Raw genomic sequence first — 18,265 nt, 5'->3', positions numbered from 1 at the left:
CAACTGATGGCCTTGTCCCGCAGCGTAAACGTCAACGCCCATCACTACGCATTCGCGGCCAACCGCTATGCGCTTAACCACTTCGAACAACGTGTCTACGACGCCAACCGCCCGAAAGCGGGCGCCGACGCGACGCCGGTGATTCCGCTGATGAGCGACGCCGATGCCGCTGACCTGCGCGACAACCTGGGAATTGCCGGGCTGGTGGTGGAATACGGCATGGGCAGCGGCACCCGCCGCGAGGCCAACGGCTGCGGGCAGTACCGGCGCATCTTCGATCATGACCATGAGGCGCTGTCGCTGATCGATGAAGCGGGGCGGCACTTGGGGCATCTGCTCGACGAAATTCAGGAGCGCACCCGACAAGCCACCGAGAGCGTCGGTGCCGTGAAGGACCGGCTGACCGATAGCGTCAGCGAGCTGCCGGCCCGAGCCGCCGAAGTCGCCCGCCGACGCGCGCGGGATGCTCTGCGCGATTCACTGCCCAAAGGCATGCCGCCGCTAAACTGATTTTTATGAACGGTCACGACATGCGTGTGGCCATCATTCGCCTGGGACCATCCGCCAGGCTAATTGTCGATGCGCGCCGGGGGGGGGAGAGCCGCCGACTGATGGGAGTGGTGTAGCACCAGGGCGTGGGGCATGGCAATGCAGCCATGACGCTCTGCGTCACACAGACGGATGCAATAAACGCTGGGAGGAAGCGATCAGGCGTAAGTGTCGATCAATGTGCCCAGCGCCTGGTCCGCAGCCTTCTCGACCTTGGCCCCCAGCTCGACCTGGAGCTTGCCCCGGGACAGGTCGACCAGCGTGCTCGACAAATTCTGCCGGCTGCGATCCACCGACAGCAGGCGCTCGACCTGGACATCGGAAGACTGGCTCTTGAGCGAACGCTCGACCGTGGTATTGGCGATCTCGCTCGCGGCTCGGTCGACACGGTTTTGCCCAGACTGAATCGTGCTCAAACCGGCATAAAAGGCGGTATTTCCCGAGATTTCCATAGGCGAACTCGACTCTACGAAGAAGTGACAACGCTTATTGAAGCAGATCCGCCAGCAAAGCACCCGTCAAAAACACTAATGGCACAATGCCTGACGATAGCCAAAAGCTAGTCGAGCAAGTCCAGTTGCAAATACGACGCCACCGTTTTGGCCGTCGCCGCCTTGAGTTTCGGCACACGTCCCAGGCAGGGGGCCGGTAGCCGTTCGGTCAACGTCGCGAGGTTTTCTTCCAAACGAGAGGTCTTGGGGTCGATGATATTGGCCACCCAACCGGCCAGTTGCAGGCCGTCACGGACAATCGCTTCGGCGGTCAGCAAGGCATGGCTGATACAACCAAGACGCACTCCGACCACAAGAATTACCGGCAGGCCCAGGCCCTGGGCCAGGTCCGACAGGTTGGCCTGGTCCGCCAAGGGCACCCGCCAACCACCCGCGCCTTCGATCACGGTAAAGTCGGCGTTTTTTGCCAGTACCGCACGCATCGGCACCAGTAGCGATTGCACGGTCAACCCCACACCCGCCTCCCGCGCCGCCAGATGCGGGGCAATGGCCGGTTCGAACGCCAGCGGATTGACCTCGGCGTAGGAAAGCGCCACCGAACATTCGGCCAGCAATGCCAGCGCATCGGCATTGCGCAGGCCATTGGGCGTCACCTCGCAACCGGAAGCCACCGGTTTGCCCGCCGCCGTGCTCAACCCCGCTGCCCGCGCAGCGTGTAACAAGCCGGCGGCGATGGTGGTCTTGCCGACATCGGTGTCCGTGCCGGTAATGAAATAGGCTGCATTCATAGCGGCTTCTCCAGCACCGCATAGACCACTTGATAGGTCGCCGGTAAACCTGCGGTCTGACGCAATTGTTCGTAAGCCTGCGTCAGCCCGAGAATCCGCTCGCGGCCCGTCAGTCCTCCTGGCCGACCGGGATTGAGGTTATGCGCCCCCAGCGCCTTGAGCTCATGAGTCAGGCTGCGCACATCCGGGTAATACAGCACTCGCGGCTGGCTTTCCAGGCTCAGTACCTGTAGGCCACTGGCCACGCACAGCCGCTCATAGTCGGCGAACGCTCGGAAGCGATTGACGTGGACCATGCCGTCCACGGTCCGCCAGCTTTCGCGCAACTCATGCAAAGTGCCGACACACAAACTGGCAAAGGCCAGCACGCCGCCCGGCTGCAGGACTCGCTGGGCTTCATCGAGCACCGCCGCAAAATCCGCGCACCATTGCACCGCCAGGCTGGAAAACACCAGTGCGCAACTTTGCGCCTGCAGCGGCAACCGCTCCGCATCTCCGGCGATAAAATGTCGGGTGCCACCCAAGGGCCGGGCGTGTGCGAGCATGCCCACGGCAATATCCAGCGCCAGCCCTCGGTCTTCGCCGAAGCGAGCGCCCAGTACGCGAGTGAAATAACCCGTACCGCAACCGACATCGAGCCAGCGCGACGGGTTCAGTGACGGCGGCAAGCGCAGCAATAGCTCATGGCCCACATCGCGCTGCAATTGGGCAACGCTGTCGTAACTGGCCGCCGCACGGGAAAACGAAGCCGCGACCTGACGCTTGTCGGGCAAGCCGCCCGGCAACGGCGGATGAGCAAGATCAGTCATCACCGGACTCATGCAGAAAAGCCTGGATAGCCCCGGCCACTCCGTGGGGGTCTTCCAAAAGAAAAGCGTGACCGGCCTGTTCGATCAGACCGACTTCAACATCCGGCAACAGCGCCAGCAACTCGCCCGCGGCCTCGGCTGGAACCAGACCATCGAGCCCGGCGAACAGATGCAACTGCGGCCCACGGTAGGCTTGCAGAGCCTCACGCGTATCCAATTGCGCCAACACTTCCAGGCCGTTCAACAAGACCGAAGCAGCGGTGTTCGGCGCACCACTCGACAACAGCCGCGATTGTCCGCGCGGGTCCGCACCGCCCTGGGCACATAGCAGGCTGAAGCGCTTGAGGGTGGCCTGCGGCTGCTCGCGACAGCCCGCCAGGAATTGATCGAACGTTTCGTTGGCCATCGCGCTGGGCCAGCCGTCACGCACGACGAAACACGGGTTGCTCGCCAATGTCAGCAAGCCGCAGCAACGATCGCCACGGCGCGCCGCCAGCGCCGAGGCAAGCATCCCACCCAGCGACCACCCCCCCAGCCAGGTATTCTCCGGCAAGCTCGCATCCAGTTCCTCGATCCACTGTGCCAGCTCGTTGGAATCCAGGTCCGGCAGCGGTTCGATTGTCACCCGCAGGTGCTCGTCCAGCCCGCGCAAGGCGGCCGCCAGCGGCTCCAGCGGTGAAATACCGAGGCCCCAACCGGGCAACAGAATCAACTGATCACGCATGGTCTGGCTCCAACGGCTCATGGGGGCCAAGCAACCTGGAACATTCCGCCAAGCCTTCTAACAATAGCTGCACTTGCGCCTCACTGTGGGCGGCGGACAAGGTCACCCGCAAACGCGCACTGCCGGCGGGCACGGTCGGCGGACGAATCGCCGTGACCAGCAACCCGCGCTCACGCAGCCTCTGCGAGAAACGTAGCGCCCGCCCGGCATCGCCGATCAGGATCGGCTGGATCGGCGTAAAGCTGTCCATCAACGCCAGGCCGATCTGCCGCGCACCCTCGCGAAACTGACCGATCAACGTCTTCAGATGCGCCCGGCGCCAGTGCTCGGTACGCAGCAGTTCCAGGCTTTTCAGGGTCGCGCAGGCCAGCGCCGGTGGCTGGCTGGTGGTGTAGATATAGGGTCGAGCGAACTGGATCAGGCTCTCGATCAGCTCCTCGCTACCGGCGACAAACGCCCCCGCCGTGCCGAAAGCCTTGCCCAAGGTGCCGACCAATACCGGCACGTCCTCCTGGCTCAAGCCGAAGTGCTCGACGATCCCGCCACCGTTGGCCCCCAGCGGGCCGAAACCGTGAGCGTCATCGACCATCAGCCAAGCACCCCGGGACCGGGCTTCGCGGGCCAGGGCCGGCAGGTCGGCCAGGTTGCCGTCCATGCTGAACACCCCGTCGGTGACTACCATGGTATTGCCGGTGGCTTTTTGCAGGCGTTGGGCGAGGCTCTCGGCGTCATTGTGCAAATAACGATTGAAGCGTGCGCCCGAGAGCAGTCCGGCATCCAGCAGCGAGGCATGGTTGAGGCGGTCTTCCAGCACCGTGTCGCCCTGCCCGACCAAGGCCGTGACCGCACCGAGGTTGGCCATGTAGCCGGTAGTGAACAACAGCGCACGGGGCCGCCTGGTGAAATCGGCGAGCGCTTCTTCCAACGCATGGTGCGGGCCGCTGTGGCCGATCACCAGATGCGACGCGCCACCGCCTACGCCCCAACGCGCCGCGCCGGCTTGCCAGGCTTCGATCACCTGCGGATGATTGGCCAGGCCCAGGTAATCGTTGTTGCAAAAAGCCAGCAGCCGCTGACCATCGACGACCACTTCCGGTCCCTGGGGACTTTCGAGCAGTGGTCGCTGACGATAGAGGTTTTCGGCGCGACGGGCGGCCAGGCGTGCCGAGAGATCGAAGGACATATGGATCAAACAGCAGCGTTATAGAACTGCTCGCCGCTCTTTTGCTCCACCAGCGCCTGTTCGATGGCCGCCTGATGCACTTCGTCCGCGTGTTCTTCACGGGCCTCCGGTTGGATACCCAGGCGCGCGAACAACTGCATGTCCTTGTCGGCTTGCGGGTTGGCGGTGGTCAGCAGCTTGTCGCCGTAGAAAATCGAGTTCGCGCCAGCCAGGAACGCCAGGGCCTGCATCTGCTCGTTCATTGCCTCACGACCCGCCGACAGGCGCACATGGGATTTGGGCATCAGGATCCGTGCCACCGCCAGCATACGGATGAAGTCGAACGGATCGACATCATCGGCGTTCTCCAGCGGCGTACCGGCGACCTTCACCAGCATATTGATCGGCACCGACTCTGGATGCTCCGGCAGGTTGGCCAGTTGAATCAACAGCCCGGCGCGGTCGTCGAGGGACTCGCCCATGCCCAGGATGCCGCCGGAACAGATCTTCATGCCGGCATCACGCACATAAGCCAGGGTCTGCAAACGCTCGCTGTAGGTGCGCGTGGTAATGATGCTGGTGTAGAACTCCGGCGAGGTGTCGAGGTTGTGGTTGTAGTAGTCCAGGCCAGCTTCAGCCAGCGCGGCGCTCTGCTCTTGATCGAGGCGGCCCAGGGTCATGCAGGTTTCCAGGCCCATGGCCTTCACGCCCTTGACCATCTGCAGCACGTAAGGCATGTCCTTGGCCGACGGATGCTTCCACGCCGCGCCCATGCAGAAGCGGGTCGAACCGATGGCCTTGGCCCGAGCGGCCTCCTCCAGCACCTTCTGCACTTCCAGCAGTTTTTCTTTTTCCAACCCGGTGTTGTAGTGGCCGGACTGCGGACAGTATTTGCAGTCTTCCGGGCAGGCGCCCGTCTTGATCGACAGCAGGGTCGACACTTGCACGCGATTGGCATCGAAGTGCGCACGATGCACGGTCTGAGCCTGGAACAGCAAGTCGTTGAACGGCTGAACGAACAGCGCCTTGACCTCGGCCAAAGACCAATTGTGACGCAAAGTGGCAGTGATGCTGGCGCTCATCGGCGGGATTCCTTGTTTTATGCTGGGCAAGCGGCCGAGGTAAGCAACACTCAACGCCGCGACACGGATACTCGGCATATTTAAGGAACAGACATGGACTGTCAACCACGGAACAAAATGCAGGTTTACATCTGGTTAAAAAACAAACAAATCTGTTTGTTATGCGATGAGCCCGCCGACAGCACCTATCCACTTTGCACACCCTGTGAAAGCGAGCTGCCCTGGCTGCTGGCGTACTGCCAGACCTGCGCCTTGCCCTTGCCGATGGCCGGCTTGACCTGCGGCCATTGCCTGAAGCGACCGCCCAGCTTCGAACAGGTGATTGCCCCGTGGTCCTACCACTTTCCGCTGGATAGCCTGATCACCCGCTTCAAGCACCAGAGTCAATGGCCACTGGGGCGTTTGCTCGCCGAGCTATTAACTGAGGCACTGCGCGAGCGTTTCAACAACGGCTTGTCCCGCCCGGACTTGCTGCTGCCGGTGCCCCTGGCGCTAAAACGTCAGCGTCAACGCGGCTTCAACCAGGCCGCCATGCTGATGAACTGGCTGGGTCGAAGCCTGAAAATCGCTACGGATGAACACCGCTTGCTGCGTACCCAAGACACCGTGGCGCAGCAGGACCTGGACGCCAGGGCGCGCCGTCGCAACCTGCTGAACGCCTTTGCGCTGGCACCCGGCGCACGCGTCGACGGCCTGCACTTGGCCTTGGTCGATGACGTGCTGACTACCGGGGCTACCGCCGAAAGCCTCGCCCGCCTGCTGCTCAAGGCTGGGGCCCGGCGTGTCGATGTCTATTGCCTGGCGCGCACCCCAGCCCCGCACAACCGCTAGCGACTTGACGCCATCGACCTGGAGAGGCACCTTGCCAACTACTTTGCCGCCCGAAGTTCGCCGTATGCTCCTGCCCGTCTTGCTGACCCAACATATCGTCCGTCGCCCGTAGCGCATCGCGCTGCTGCAACATATCGCCGAGCAGGGTTCGATTACCCGTGCGGCATAAACAAGCTGCCCCCCATCAGCACGGCTGACATAAAAACCCATGCATCGACCCGATTGGGAAAGTCCCAGGAATGCCAAGGCACGATGAACGTAGGAGTACACAGGACCAATCCGAAAAACCTGTAAGACGGGAGCCTGATTATCGAGTCGGGCGTTTTCAATCACGCAACAGGCTTTTAGCCTCACGCACGTTCATTTACCTTTTTTTGCAGTACGGGCAATCAAATCTTATTCGGTGGGCTGAAATTGATCGCCCCGCAGGTCTCGGCAACACCTTGACACAATTACCCAGGCAGTCTTGTCGAGGAAACCCAGGAGGACCAAAGCGGGCCTACTGAGATCGGGATGGCCGCTCGGTACGCCGTTGTGAGGCGATGGTCGGCAGCCGCCTCTTGCAGAAAACTGCAGACATTGCGCCGATGTCGGTTTGCCGGTGATCGATCGGGCAACACTTGCGGCTTTCTTCTGCAACAAATTCGTCATCCACCCTCACTAAGGTGGTCGCTTAACCGCAGGGAGCCTGATGATGAAACAACTAGAAGAAAACCAACTCACCGATCTCGAACAGATGGTCGGCCTCAGCCGTCGCGGCTTTATCAGTGCCGGTGCCCTGTGCGGCGCGGCGATGTTTCTCGGCGGCAACCTGCTCACCCGCAGCGTGATGGCCGCCAGCGTCAGCGCCGCCTCCGGCAGTCTGCTGGGCTTCGCCGGGATTGCCGCCGCCACCAGCGACAGCCTGACCCTGCCGCCCGGCTATACCGCCTCGGTGTTAATCAGTTGGGGTCAGCCCCTGGAGAAAAACGGCCCGGCCTTCGACCCGAGCGGCAATGGCAGCGCCACGGCCCAGGAAACCCAGTTCGGCGACAACAATGACGGCATGAGCCTGTTCCCCTTCCCCGGCGACGACAACCGCGCGCTGATGGCGATCAACAACGAATACACCAACTACCGCTATCTCTACCCCCACGGCGGCCAGCCGAAATCCCTCGAAGAGGTGCGCAAGGCCCAAGCCAGCGAAGGCGTCTCGGTGATCGAGGTGCGACGCCAGGGCGAGCAGTGGCTGTTCGTTCAGGGCTCCCCCTACAACCGACGTATCCACGGCAACACGCCCATCAAGTTCGGCGGCCCGGCGGCGGGTCACCCCTGGTTGCAGACCCAGGCCGACAAACAGGGGCGCAAAGTCCTCGGTACTTTCCAGAACTGTGCCAACGGCCAGACGCCATGGGGCACCTACCTGACCTGTGAAGAGAACTTCACCGACTGTTTCGGCAGTAGCAACGCCGAACAGATATTCGATGCCGGGCAAAAGCGCTATGGCGTCGTGGCCACCAGCAAGGAAATCAACTGGCATCTGCACGACCCGCGCTTCGACATGGCCCTGAACCCCAACGAACTGAACCGTCATGGTTGGGTGGTGGAAATCGATCCGTTCGACCCACAGTCCACCCCGGTCAAACGCACTGCCCTTGGCCGCTTCAAGCACGAAAATGCCGCCCTGGCCGAAACCCGTGATGGCCGTGCGGTGGTCTACATGGGTGATGATGAGCGCGGCGAGTTCATCTACAAATTCATCAGCCACGACAAGATCAATCACAAGAACCCCAAGGCCAACCGCGAACTGCTGGATCACGGCACTTTGTATGTCGCCCGTTTCGACAATGGCGACGGCAACCCGGACCACCCCAAGGGCGCGGGCGAATGGGTCGAATTGACTTTCGGCACCAACGGCATCGATGCCAGCAGCGGTTTTGCCAGCCAGGCCGAAGTGCTGATTCACGCCCGACTGGCCGCCAGCGCGGTCAAGGCGACGCGCATGGATCGTCCGGAGTGGATCGTTGTCAGTCCCATCGATGGCCGGGTCTATTGCACTCTGACCAACAACGTCAAGCGCGGCGAAGACGGCCAGCCAGTGGGCGGCCCCAACCCCAGGGAAAAAAACGCCTACGGACAGATTTTGCGCTGGCAGGCCGCGGGTAACGATCATGGCGCCCTGCACTTCGACTGGGACCTGTTCGTAATCGCCGGCAACCCGCAAGTGCATGTCGGCACCGCCAAGGGCGGCTCGTCGAACATCACCCCGCAGAACATGTTCAACAGCCCGGATGGCCTGGGCTTCGACAAGGCCGGGCGGCTGTGGATCCTCACGGACGGCGACTACAGCAATGCCGCCGATTTCGCCGGCATGGGCAACAACCAGATGCTCTGTGCCGACCCAGCGACCGGCGAGATTCGTCGCTTCATGGTCGGGCCAGTGGGTTGCGAGGTCACCGGCATCAGCTTTGCCCCGGACCAGAAGACCCTGTTCGTCGGCATCCAGCATCCGGGTGAAAACGGCGGCTCGACCTTCCCCGAACATCGGCCCGGCGGCAAGCCGCGCTCATCGGTGATGGCCATCCGGCGAGAGGACGGCGCAGTCATCGGCGCCTGATCGACCAGAGCCAAAAATGGCGACCTTGTGGCGAGCGGCTTCGCCACATGAGTCCATCACCTTTCTTGGCCCCGGTGCGCTAACATGCTTGGCCGGACGCGGCAGCCTGCTGCGCGCAGGAGCCAGTATGTCCCACCCGTTTGAAACACTTACCCCCGACCTGGTGCTCGACGCCGTGGAAAGCATTGGCTTTCTCAGCGACGCCCGCGTGCTCGCGCTCAACAGCTACGAAAACCGCGTCTACCAAGTGGGCATCGAAGATGGCGAGCCCCTGATCGCCAAATTCTATCGGCCCCAGCGCTGGACCAACGAAGCCATCCTTGAGGAACACCGCTTCACCTTCGAACTGGCCGACTGCGAAGTCCCGGTGGTCGCGCCCTTGCTGCATAACGGCGAGAGCCTGTTCGAACACGCCGGTTTTCGCTTCACCCTGTTTCCCCGACGCGGCGGACGGGCGCCGGAACCGGGCAATCTCGACCAACTCTATCGCCTCGGCCAACTGCTGGGGCGCCTGCACGCCGTCGGCGCCACTCACCCGTTCGAGCACCGCGAAGTCCTCGGGGTGAAGAATTTCGGCCACGACTCGCTGACCACCCTGCTTGAAGGCAACTTCATCCCGCGCAGCCTGCTACCAGCCTATGAGTCGGTGGCCCGCGACCTGCTCAAGCGCGTGGAACAGGTTTATAAGGAAACCCCGCACCAGAACATCCGCATGCACGGCGACTGTCACCCTGGCAACATGATGTGCCGCAACGAGGTGTTCCATATTGTCGACCTCGATGACTGTCGCATGGGCCCAGCCGTCCAGGATCTGTGGATGATGCTGGCCGGCGACCGCCAGGAATGCCTCGGCCAGTTATCGGAACTGATGGATGGCTACAGCGAGTTCCACGACTTCAATCCTCGCGAACTGGCCCTGATCGAGCCCCTGCGCGCCTTGCGCCTGATGCACTACAGCGCCTGGTTGGCACGGCGCTGGGACGATCCGGCGTTTCCCCATAGCTTCCCCTGGTTCGGCAGCGAGCGTTACTGGGGCGACCAGGTGCTGGCCTTGCGCGAACAACTCGCGGCGCTGAATGAAGAACCGCTGAAACTATTCTGATGCCCCACGGATCGTCCCCATGCTCCCTGTCGATGCGCGGTGTCACGGCAGCGTCCAGCGGGGCGTGGGAACGACCGGTCGCTTACTTTACACTGGCTCTTTAGTCGGCCTCTAAAGGACTCTGCATGCAAGCCGTCAACCCGACTCGCGGATACATTCTGGGCCTCACCGCCTACATCATCTGGGGGCTGCTCCCGATCTACTTCAAAGCCATCGCCACCGTGCCGTCCGTGGAAATCATCATCCACCGTGTGCTCTGGTCCGCGCTGTTCGGCGCCTTGCTGCTGGCCGTCTGGAAACACCCTGGCTGGTGGCGCGAGCTGCGGGAAAACCCGCGTCGCCTGGCGATCCTGGCGCTGAGCGGCACGCTGATCGCCGCCAACTGGTTGACCTATGTCTGGGCGGTGAACACCGGACGGATGCTCGAAGCCAGCCTCGGTTACTACATCAACCCGTTAATCAACGTGTTGCTGGGCCTGTTGCTGTTGGGTGAACGCCTGCGCCGCCTGCAATGGATCGCGGTCGGCCTGGCCGCCGTGGGCGTGGCACAACAAGTCTGGCAGGTCGGCAGCCTGCCGTGGGTCTCGCTGGTGCTGGCGCTGACCTTCGGTTTCTACGGCCTGATTCGCAAGCAGGCACCGGTCAAGGCGTTACCGAGCCTGGTGGTGGAAACCTGGATGCTGGCGCCGATTGCCCTCGGCTGGCTGCTCCTCCATCCAATGGCCGACACCGCGCAAACCGACTTCTGGAGCAGCTCCCAAGCGTGGTGGCTGGTGGCTGTCGGCCCGATCACCCTGGTTCCGCTGGTGAGCTTCAACGCCGCTGCGCGCCATCTGCCCTACACCACCCTCGGCTTCCTCCAGTACCTGGCACCGACCCTGGTGCTGCTGGAGGCAGTCTGGCTTTTCGACGAGCACCTATCGCCAGGCACTTTGGTCGCGTTCATGTTCATTTGGGCGGGCCTGGCGATTTACAGTGTGGATATCTGGCTCAACCTGCGCAAACGTAGCTGATCAGAAAACGTACAAAAGCCTGCAAGCCACACCCGACAATGGCTGCAGGCTTCCATCCCAAGCTTATCCACAGGCCGGTCCACGCCGTTTGTGCACAAGCCCTTGAAACTGTTCGTTTTTTGCTCACATCTGCGCAAGCCACGACCCGCCTGGCCGGGCGCCGTGTCTCCCCAGGTTATCCACAGGCCCGTCCCCGTTAACACTGGATAACCCGCCTCAGTCTTCTTCGCCGCGCAGCACCAACTCCACCATCAGCTCATCGGCCAGGGTTTCCAGGCACGACTGCAAGGCTTCCAGCGTCTGCTCAAACGGCACCGCCAGGATCGCCTCGGCATGGAACAGCAGGTCGCCACTCATGGGCGCGGGGCTTACGTCGGTCACCAGTTGCTCCAGGTTGACCCCCTGCTCAGTCAACAAGCGGGTGATATCGCGCACGATGCCCGGACGATCATTGCCCACCAGCTCCATCGCAATGGCTTTCCACTGGCCGGGCGCTTCGCCGCCATCGGGAATAACCTGGATATGAATACCTTGGCTGGCAAGTGATTGCAGCGCCAGGATCAGTTCATCATGGGCCTGGGCTGGCGCCTCGACCCGGACAATACCGACAAACTGCCCGGCCAGGCCCGACATCCGGCTTTCCAGCCAGTTGCCACCGTGTTCGGCGATGCACAGCGCAATCTGTTCGACCTGGCCGGCCTTGTCGGGTGCGAATACAGTCAGTACGAGGTGATCCACGGGATAGCCCTCCGGTCATGGGTCGACCCAGTATAGGCAAGGGGCACTCCACCCGTGGGGTTTTGCAGGTTTGGAATCACTTGAGGTACGGATACGAAACCCCAAAGCGGCGCGGGAGTGGCTGACTTCATGGGCAAACTATTGTGAAGTCATACAGGCATATCAGATCGTCCCTATTTTTAAGGATCCTTGGTTCTTATAGCGTTTAGCCCTTGAAGCTGAAAAAAAGCAGCAAGCCCTATCGAGCCTCAACAATGCCGATTACCTCGGCGACATCACCGTAAGCCTTATTGCAGCTGTTGAGGGTGGTATTGGTCCGTAGCAGTCATTTGATGCATCAATCGTTACGCTTGCTTTGCTGTTAGGTGGCGCCTCGTTTATAACCGCCTGGGACAAGGATTAGGCTCGGTATGACATCCTCCCTTTCTCAAAAACGCCACCGGCTTTTGCGTGACCGGATAGAACCCATTGGTCGCAAAACGACGCATTTAGTCTGATTTTCACAACCGCGAACCATCATGTAGTATGCCTCGGCGAGCACTACATAATGTTGAATGGATGTCTGCCCGAGTGTCTGTGAAACCACGCCAGGCGTTAAAACACAAGAGCTCAATAGCTGAGCAGAGTGAGGCAAGCAATGACTGAACACGTTCAAGTCGGTGGCCTTCGAGTCGCCAGAGTCCTGTTCGACTTCGTGAACAACGAAGCCATTCCCGGTACCGGCCTGACCGCCGAGCAGTTCTGGGCCGGCGCCGACAGGGTCATTCACGACCTGGCGCCGAAGAACCGAGCCCTACTCGCCAAACGCGATGATCTCCAGGCCCGCATCGATGCCTGGCACCAGTCCAGAAGCGGTCAGGCTCACGATGCCGTAGCTTACAAAGCTTTCCTGCAAGACATTGGCTACTTGCTACCAGAAGCAGAGGATTTCCAGGCCACGACCCAGCATGTCGACGACGAGATCGCCCGCACCGCCGGCCCGCAACTGGTGGTCCCGGTGATGAACGCGCGTTTCGCCCTTAACGCCTCGAACGCCCGCTGGGGTTCGCTGTATGACGCCCTGTACGGCACCGACGTCATCAGCGAAGCCGGCGGCGCGGAAAAGAGCAAGGGCTACAACAAAGTCCGTGGCGACAAGGTGATCGCCTTCGCCCGTGCCTTTCTCGATGAAGCCGCGCCACTGGCGACCGGCTCCCATGTCGACGCCATCGGCTACAAGATCGTCGAGCGCAAGCTGGTGGTCGCCCTCAGGGGCGGCAGCAACAGTGGCCTGCGCGACGATGCCCAACTGGTCGGTTTCCAGGGCGATGCAGTGGCCCCCACCGCCATCCTGCTGAAGAACAACGGCCTGCACGTCGAGATCCAGATCGACGCCAACAGCCCGGTCGGCCGGACCGACCCCGCTGGCGTGAAAGACCTGCTGATGGAAGCAGCCCTGACCACTATTATGGACTGCGAAGACTCGGTCGCCGCCGTCGACGCCGATGACAAGGTGCTGATCTATCGTAACTGGCTCGGCCTGATGAAAGGCGACCTGGCGGAGGAAGTCGCCAAGGGTGGCACCACCTTCACCCGCACCATGAACGCCGACCGTCGCTACACCGCCTTCGACGGCAATGAACTGAGCCTGCCTGGCCGCTCGCTGTTGTTCGTGCGCAATGTCGGTCACCTGATGACCATCGATGCGATTCTCGACCAAGATGGCAACGAAGTTCCCGAAGGCATCCTCGACGGCCTGCTCACCAGCCTCGCGGCGATGCATAGCCTCAACGGCAACAACCTGCGCAAGAACAGCCGCACCGGCTCGGTCTACATCGTCAAACCGAAGATGCACGGGCCGCAAGAAGCGGCGTTCACCAATGAGCTTTTCGCACGCATCGAAGAGGTGCTGAACCTGCCGCGCAATACGCTGAAAGTCGGGATCATGGACGAGGAACGGCGCACCACCGTCAACCTGAAGGCCTGCATCAAGGCGGCCAGCGAGCGTGTGGTGTTTATCAACACCGGCTTCCTCGACCGTACCGGCGACGAGATCCATACCTCCATGGAAGCCGGGGCGATGGTGCGCAAGGCTGCCATGAAGGCGCAAAAATGGATCGGCGCCTATGAAAACTGGAACGTCGATATCGGCCTGAGCACCGGCCTGCAAGGTCGCGCCCAGATCGGCAAGGGTATGTGGGCCATGCCCGACCTGATGGCGGCGATGCTCGAACAAAAAATCGCCCACCCGCTGGCCGGTGCCAACACCGCCTGGGTCCCGTCGCCGACCGCCGCCGTGCTGCATGCACTGCATTACCACCGGATCGACGTGTTCGCCCGCCAGGCCGAACTGGCCCAGCGTGCGCAGGCTTCGGTGGACGATATCCTGGCAATTCCGCTGGCGAGCCATACCGACTGGTCGAGCGAAGAGATCCGCAACGAACTGGACAACAACGCCCAGGGTATCCTCGGCTATGTGGTGCGCTGGATCGACCAGGGCATCGGCTGTTCGAAAGTGCCGGACATCAACGACATCGGGCTGATGGAAGACCGTGCGACCCTGCGCATTTCCAGCCAGCACATCGCCAACTGGCTGCGCCACGGCATTGTTACCAAGGAGCAAGTGCTGGAAAGCTTCAAGCGCATGGCGCCGGTGGTTGACCGGCAGAATGCTGGCGACGTCCTGTACCGCCCCCTGGCTCCGGACTTCGACAGCAACATCGCCTTCCAGGCGGCGGTCGAGCTGGTGCTCGAAGGAACCACGCAGCCAAACGGCTACACCGAGCCGGTGCTGCACCGTCGCCGCCGCGAGTTCAAGGCCCGTAACGGCCTGTAATCTCAAGAAACGCAACAGCCCTGATCCTTAACGATCAGGGCTTTTTCATTTCGGGCATCTCGCCCCAAGGCCTAGTGGCCTGTACGGTTGGTTCAGTAGTTCAAGTCGGATACCACCCGTCCATGGCGAGGAACAGCGACTCAGGCCACTAGGCCAGCAAGCCCAGTTCGCGCCTGGCCAATGCCAACAGATGCTCGACATCGATCGGCTTGAGCAGGAAATCCACCACGCTCAAGTGCATGGCATCAATGGCATCGCGCACCCCGGCATGACCGGACACGATGATGATCGGCAGCGCCGCCCGCTCCGAACTGCGGATTTTGCGAATCAGGTCCAGGCCATCGTCGGCCATGCGCAGATCAGTGATCAGCAAGCCGATGGAGCGATCCGCCTCCAGCAATTGGAGCGCCACGCAGCCGCTGGCGGCGGTCAGGCAGTGAATGCCATTTAGCATAAAAATTTCCGACAACAACTCGCGGGCGTCCCGGTCGTCATCGACGATCAGCACGCATTGGGTCGGCAATTGCGGCGTCTGCATCACCTGAAGTAATGCTTCACGCTCGGCATCGCTCAAAATATCGTGTTCGGGCATACGGTTCTCTAGCTTCCCTTAGCTATCCAATTCCCTGGCACTGTGGTCAGACACTGCTAAACGGCGACTCAATGTGCACTTCGTCGGAAAGTTTTCCAAGAAGCTCTTCATTAAGAACTCGATGAGTTAACTGTAGATTATTTCTCGACCCGAAGAATCTGTACGAAAAACTCGCCGAACACCGATCAGACAAGGCAGACGACTAACGGGAGTAACAGCCGCAAGCCACTAGACTTACGTCCAATGGGCATCCGTTAACAAGCGTCCGACCATGGGCGAACGCGACAGAAAAAAGCCCGATAACAATAACGGACAACAGCGATAGCGGTCATGAACAAAGCCGATACCTTCACCCAGGCAGGCAAGACCGCGGTGTTACAAAACATTCACGGCACCCTGCAGTTCCTGCGACGCTTCCCTCCTTTCAACCAGATGGAACACGCCCATCTGGCGTATCTGGTCGAGCAGTGCCAACTGCGCTTCTACAGTCAGGGCGAGAGCATTATCAAACCCACCGACGGCCCGGTGGAGCACTTCTATATCGTCAAGCAGGGACGCATCGTCGGCGAGCGCCCACACGGCGCCCGTGGCGGCACCGAGACCGTCTTCGAAATCAGCATCGGCGAATGCTTCCCGCTGACCGCGTTGCTGGGCAAACGCGCCACCCGCACCGAGCACCTGGCGGTCGAAGACACCTTCTGCCTGCAACTGAACAAACCAGCCTTCATCAAACTGCTCTCGCTGTCCGAGCGCTTTCGCAATTTCGCCTTGCGTTGCGTCAGCAGCCTGCTCGACCAAGTGAACCAGCAGGTCCAGCAAAAGGCCGTGGAAACCCTCGGCACGCAATATTCCCTGAACAGCCGCCTCGGCGAACTGGCCATGCGTCACCCGGTCACCTGCGGCCCGCTCACGCCACTGCGCGAAGCCGTGACCCTGATGCATAAGCAGCAGGTCGGCAGCATCGTGGTGGTCGACGAGCGCAAGGCCCCGGTGGGCATTTTTACCCTGCGCGACCTACGCCAAGTGGTGGCCGACGGCCTCGATGACTTCGACCGGAGCATCGACCGGCACATGATCAACGCGCCGTTCGCCCTGACCCCGGACCACAGCGCCTTCGATGCCGCTATCGCCATGACCGAACGGCATATCGCCCATGTCTGCCTGGTCAAGGATCGGCGGCTGTGTGGCGTGGTCTCCGAGCGCGATCTGTTCTCCCTGCAACGGGTCGACCTGGTGCATCTGGCACGGACCATCCGCACCGCCGCCCAGGTGGAAAACCTGGTAACGATACGCGGCGAGATCGGCCAATTGGTGGAGCGCATGCTCGCCCACGGTGCCTCCTCCACCCAGATCACCCAGATCATCACCCTGCTCAACGATCACACGGTATGCCGGGTGATCGAGCTGACCCTGGACGACCAGGGCGATCCGGGCGTGCCCTTCAGTTGGCTGTGCTTCGGCAGCGAAGGCCGCCGCGAGCAGACCCTGCACACCGACCAGGACAACGGCATCCTCTTCGAGGCTCGCGACGCGGCACATGCCGCCGAAATTCGCGACAAGCTGCTGCCGCTGGCCCAGCAGATCAACCAGAGCCTGGCGTTGTGCGGTTTCACCTTGTGCAAGGGCAATATCATGGCTGGCAACCCCGAGCTGTGCCTGTCCCGCGCCGAATGGGCGCAGCGCTTCGCCACCTTCATTCGCGAAGCGACGCCGGAAAACCTGCTGGGATCGAGCATCTATTTCGATCTACGGGTGGTCTGGGGCGACGACCAGGCCTGCCAGTCGCTACTCCAGGGTATCCTCGGCCAGGTTGCCGAAAACCGGCTGTTTCAGCGCATGATGGCCGAAAACGCCTTGCGCAACCGCCCACCGGTAGGTCGTTTTCGCGAGTTCGTGTTGAGCCGCAAAGGCACCGACAAGGCGACGCTCGACCTCAAGATCCAAGGCCTCACGCCTTTTGTCGACGGCGCCCGTCTGCTGGCGCTGGCCAACGGTATCGAGGCCAGCAACACCCTGGCTCGCCTGCAACAGCTAGTTGTCAGGGAAGTGATCGCTCCCCTCGACGGCGCTGCCTATGAAGAGGCCTATCACTTTATTCAGCAGACCCGCATGCAGCAGCACCAATTGCAGACTCGGGCCAACCTGCCGTATTCCAACCGGGTCGACCCGGAAAGCCTCAATCACCTGGACCGGCGCATCCTGCGTGAAGCCCTGCGCCAGGCGCAACGCCTGCAACGCAGCCTAGCCCTGCGGTATCAGCTATGAAGCTGTTTGCCTGGTTCAAGCCCACTACTCCGCCGCTCACGACGGCTCAACGCGAACGCCTGCGACAATTGCCGGCGACGCGGCCCTTGCAGGAGTGCTCGCTGCGTGAACAGCGCTGGATCGTGGTCGACCTGGAAACCACGGGTCTCAACCTCAACCGCGACCTGGTGATCGCCATCGGCGCGGTGGTGATCGAGGATGGCGCCATCGACCTCGGGCAATCCTTCGAGCGCACGCTCTTGCGGACCAACCAGCCGATCAACCCCAGCGTACTGATCCATGGATTGGGGCCCAGTGCCCTGGCGGCGGGCAGCGACCCGGCCGAGGCTTTGCTGGACTTCATGACATTTGTCGACGACAGCCCACTGCTGGCCTTCCATGCCCCGTTCGACCAGCACATGCTGTCCCGTGCGCTAAAGGACAGCCTCGGTTATCGTTTGCGGCACCCATTCTTCGACGTGGCCGCCATCGCGCCGATGCTGTGTCCGCAGGCGGGTTTGCGCGATGCCGGGCTGGATGACTGGATCGCTCACTTCAACCTTCGGGTGGAAGAACGCCATCACGCCAGCGCCGACGCCCTGGCCACCGCCGAACTGGCGTTGATCCTATTCAGCCGGGCGCGGAAACAACAGATCCATGGCCCGCGGGCCCTGCAGCAACGATTGAGCCACTGGCAGCGGAGTCGGCACGGTCACTCGTTCTGATCCGCCGTCCACAACTGATTCGAACCGGTAATACATCCACGCC

16 protein-coding genes and 1 pseudogene are annotated in these 18,265 nt (G+C 61.7%); 9 read left to right on the top strand and 8 right to left on the bottom strand.

What is annotated here, in order from left to right:
- On the top strand, positions 1 to 510 hold a 510-nt coding region (locus BMX68_RS18550), incomplete at its 5' end, for a hypothetical protein (protein ID WP_218145915.1).
- Between the two features lie 197 nt (positions 511 to 707).
- Here the strand turns inward: BMX68_RS18550 and BMX68_RS18545 are convergent.
- The 6 genes from BMX68_RS18545 to bioB all read right to left on the bottom strand — a co-directional run bounded on the left by BMX68_RS18545 (position 708) and on the right by bioB (position 5,566).
- Positions 708 to 1,001 (bottom strand): hypothetical protein, encoded by a 294-nt coding sequence (locus tag BMX68_RS18545; protein ID WP_017129966.1) that lies wholly within the window; start codon positions 999 to 1,001, stop codon positions 708 to 710.
- Positions 1,002 to 1,108: 107 nt separating this feature from the next.
- A complete protein-coding gene (gene bioD, locus BMX68_RS18540; RefSeq protein ID WP_017129967.1) occupies positions 1,109 to 1,789 on the bottom strand; it encodes a dethiobiotin synthase in 681 nt (226 codons plus the stop codon).
- A complete protein-coding gene (bioC, locus tag BMX68_RS18535; RefSeq protein WP_017129968.1) occupies positions 1,786 to 2,598 on the bottom strand; it encodes a malonyl-ACP O-methyltransferase BioC in 813 nt (270 codons plus the stop codon). Before bioC ends, bioD begins: the two co-directional genes overlap by 4 nt.
- Positions 2,591 to 3,322 (bottom strand): alpha/beta fold hydrolase, encoded by a 732-nt coding sequence (locus BMX68_RS18530; RefSeq protein ID WP_017129969.1) that lies wholly within the window; start codon positions 3,320 to 3,322, stop codon positions 2,591 to 2,593. Before BMX68_RS18530 ends, bioC begins: the two co-directional genes overlap by 8 nt.
- The gene (gene bioF / locus BMX68_RS18525; RefSeq protein WP_026012968.1) at positions 3,315 to 4,505 is read right to left on the bottom strand and encodes an 8-amino-7-oxononanoate synthase; all 1,191 of its coding nucleotides are present in this window, start codon (positions 4,503 to 4,505) and stop codon (positions 3,315 to 3,317) included. The genes BMX68_RS18530 and bioF overlap by 8 nt, the downstream gene beginning before the upstream one ends.
- 5 nt (positions 4,506 to 4,510) lie before the next feature.
- Positions 4,511 to 5,566 carry a biotin synthase BioB gene (gene bioB / locus BMX68_RS18520; protein WP_017129971.1) on the bottom strand — a complete coding sequence of 352 codons (1,056 nt, stop codon included), beginning with the start codon at positions 5,564 to 5,566 and terminating at the stop codon, positions 4,511 to 4,513.
- 93 nt (positions 5,567 to 5,659) lie between these two features.
- Between bioB and BMX68_RS18515 the strand changes: the two genes are divergently transcribed.
- From BMX68_RS18515 to rarD, 5 genes and pseudogenes are all read left to right on the top strand, one after another.
- On the top strand, positions 5,660 to 6,397 hold the full coding sequence (locus BMX68_RS18515) for a ComFC family protein (RefSeq protein WP_017129972.1): 738 nt from the start codon (positions 5,660 to 5,662) through the stop codon (positions 6,395 to 6,397).
- A 64-nt stretch (positions 6,398 to 6,461) separates the two neighbouring features.
- Positions 6,462 to 6,563: pseudogene (locus BMX68_RS25615) on the top strand (TOBE domain-containing protein); the annotation flags it as partial.
- Between the two features lie 528 nt (positions 6,564 to 7,091).
- A complete protein-coding gene (locus BMX68_RS18510; RefSeq protein ID WP_017129973.1) occupies positions 7,092 to 8,993 on the top strand; it encodes a PhoX family protein in 1,902 nt (633 codons plus the stop codon).
- 127 nt (positions 8,994 to 9,120) lie between these two features.
- Entirely contained in the window at positions 9,121 to 10,095 is a 975-nt protein-coding gene (locus BMX68_RS18505) for a serine/threonine protein kinase (RefSeq protein WP_017129974.1), read from the top strand.
- A 125-nt stretch (positions 10,096 to 10,220) separates the two neighbouring features.
- Positions 10,221 to 11,108, top strand: coding sequence for an EamA family transporter RarD (gene rarD, locus BMX68_RS18500; protein WP_017129975.1), 888 nt, complete (start codon positions 10,221 to 10,223; stop codon positions 11,106 to 11,108).
- A 216-nt stretch (positions 11,109 to 11,324) separates the two neighbouring features.
- Here rarD and BMX68_RS18495 read toward each other — a convergent pair whose 3' ends face one another.
- A complete protein-coding gene (locus tag BMX68_RS18495; protein WP_017129976.1) occupies positions 11,325 to 11,846 on the bottom strand; it encodes a glycine cleavage system transcriptional repressor in 522 nt (173 codons plus the stop codon).
- Between the two features lie 637 nt (positions 11,847 to 12,483).
- Here BMX68_RS18495 and BMX68_RS18490 point away from each other — a divergent pair.
- Entirely contained in the window at positions 12,484 to 14,661 is a 2,178-nt protein-coding gene (locus BMX68_RS18490) for a malate synthase G (RefSeq protein WP_017129977.1), read from the top strand.
- Between the two features lie 148 nt (positions 14,662 to 14,809).
- On the opposite strand, the gene BMX68_RS18485 is transcribed toward BMX68_RS18490, so the two are convergent.
- Entirely contained in the window at positions 14,810 to 15,253 is a 444-nt protein-coding gene (locus BMX68_RS18485; protein WP_017129978.1) for a response regulator, read from the bottom strand.
- A 330-nt stretch (positions 15,254 to 15,583) separates the two neighbouring features.
- Between BMX68_RS18485 and BMX68_RS18480 the strand changes: the two genes are divergently transcribed.
- Both BMX68_RS18480 and BMX68_RS18475 read left to right on the top strand, forming a co-directional pair.
- Entirely contained in the window at positions 15,584 to 17,518 is a 1,935-nt protein-coding gene (locus tag BMX68_RS18480) for a DUF294 nucleotidyltransferase-like domain-containing protein (protein WP_017129979.1), read from the top strand.
- A complete protein-coding gene (locus BMX68_RS18475; protein ID WP_017129980.1) occupies positions 17,515 to 18,222 on the top strand; it encodes a 3'-5' exonuclease in 708 nt (235 codons plus the stop codon). The genes BMX68_RS18480 and BMX68_RS18475 overlap by 4 nt, the downstream gene beginning before the upstream one ends.
- Positions 18,223 to 18,265 lie beyond the last annotated feature (43 nt).

It is taken from the genome of Pseudomonas agarici (genome assembly GCF_900109755.1).
In the GTDB taxonomy this organism is placed as follows: Bacteria; Pseudomonadota; Gammaproteobacteria; order Pseudomonadales; family Pseudomonadaceae; genus Aquipseudomonas; species Aquipseudomonas agarici.
Note: the sequence above shows the minus strand (reverse complement) of the source record. Positions and strands in the feature narration are given on the sequence as shown.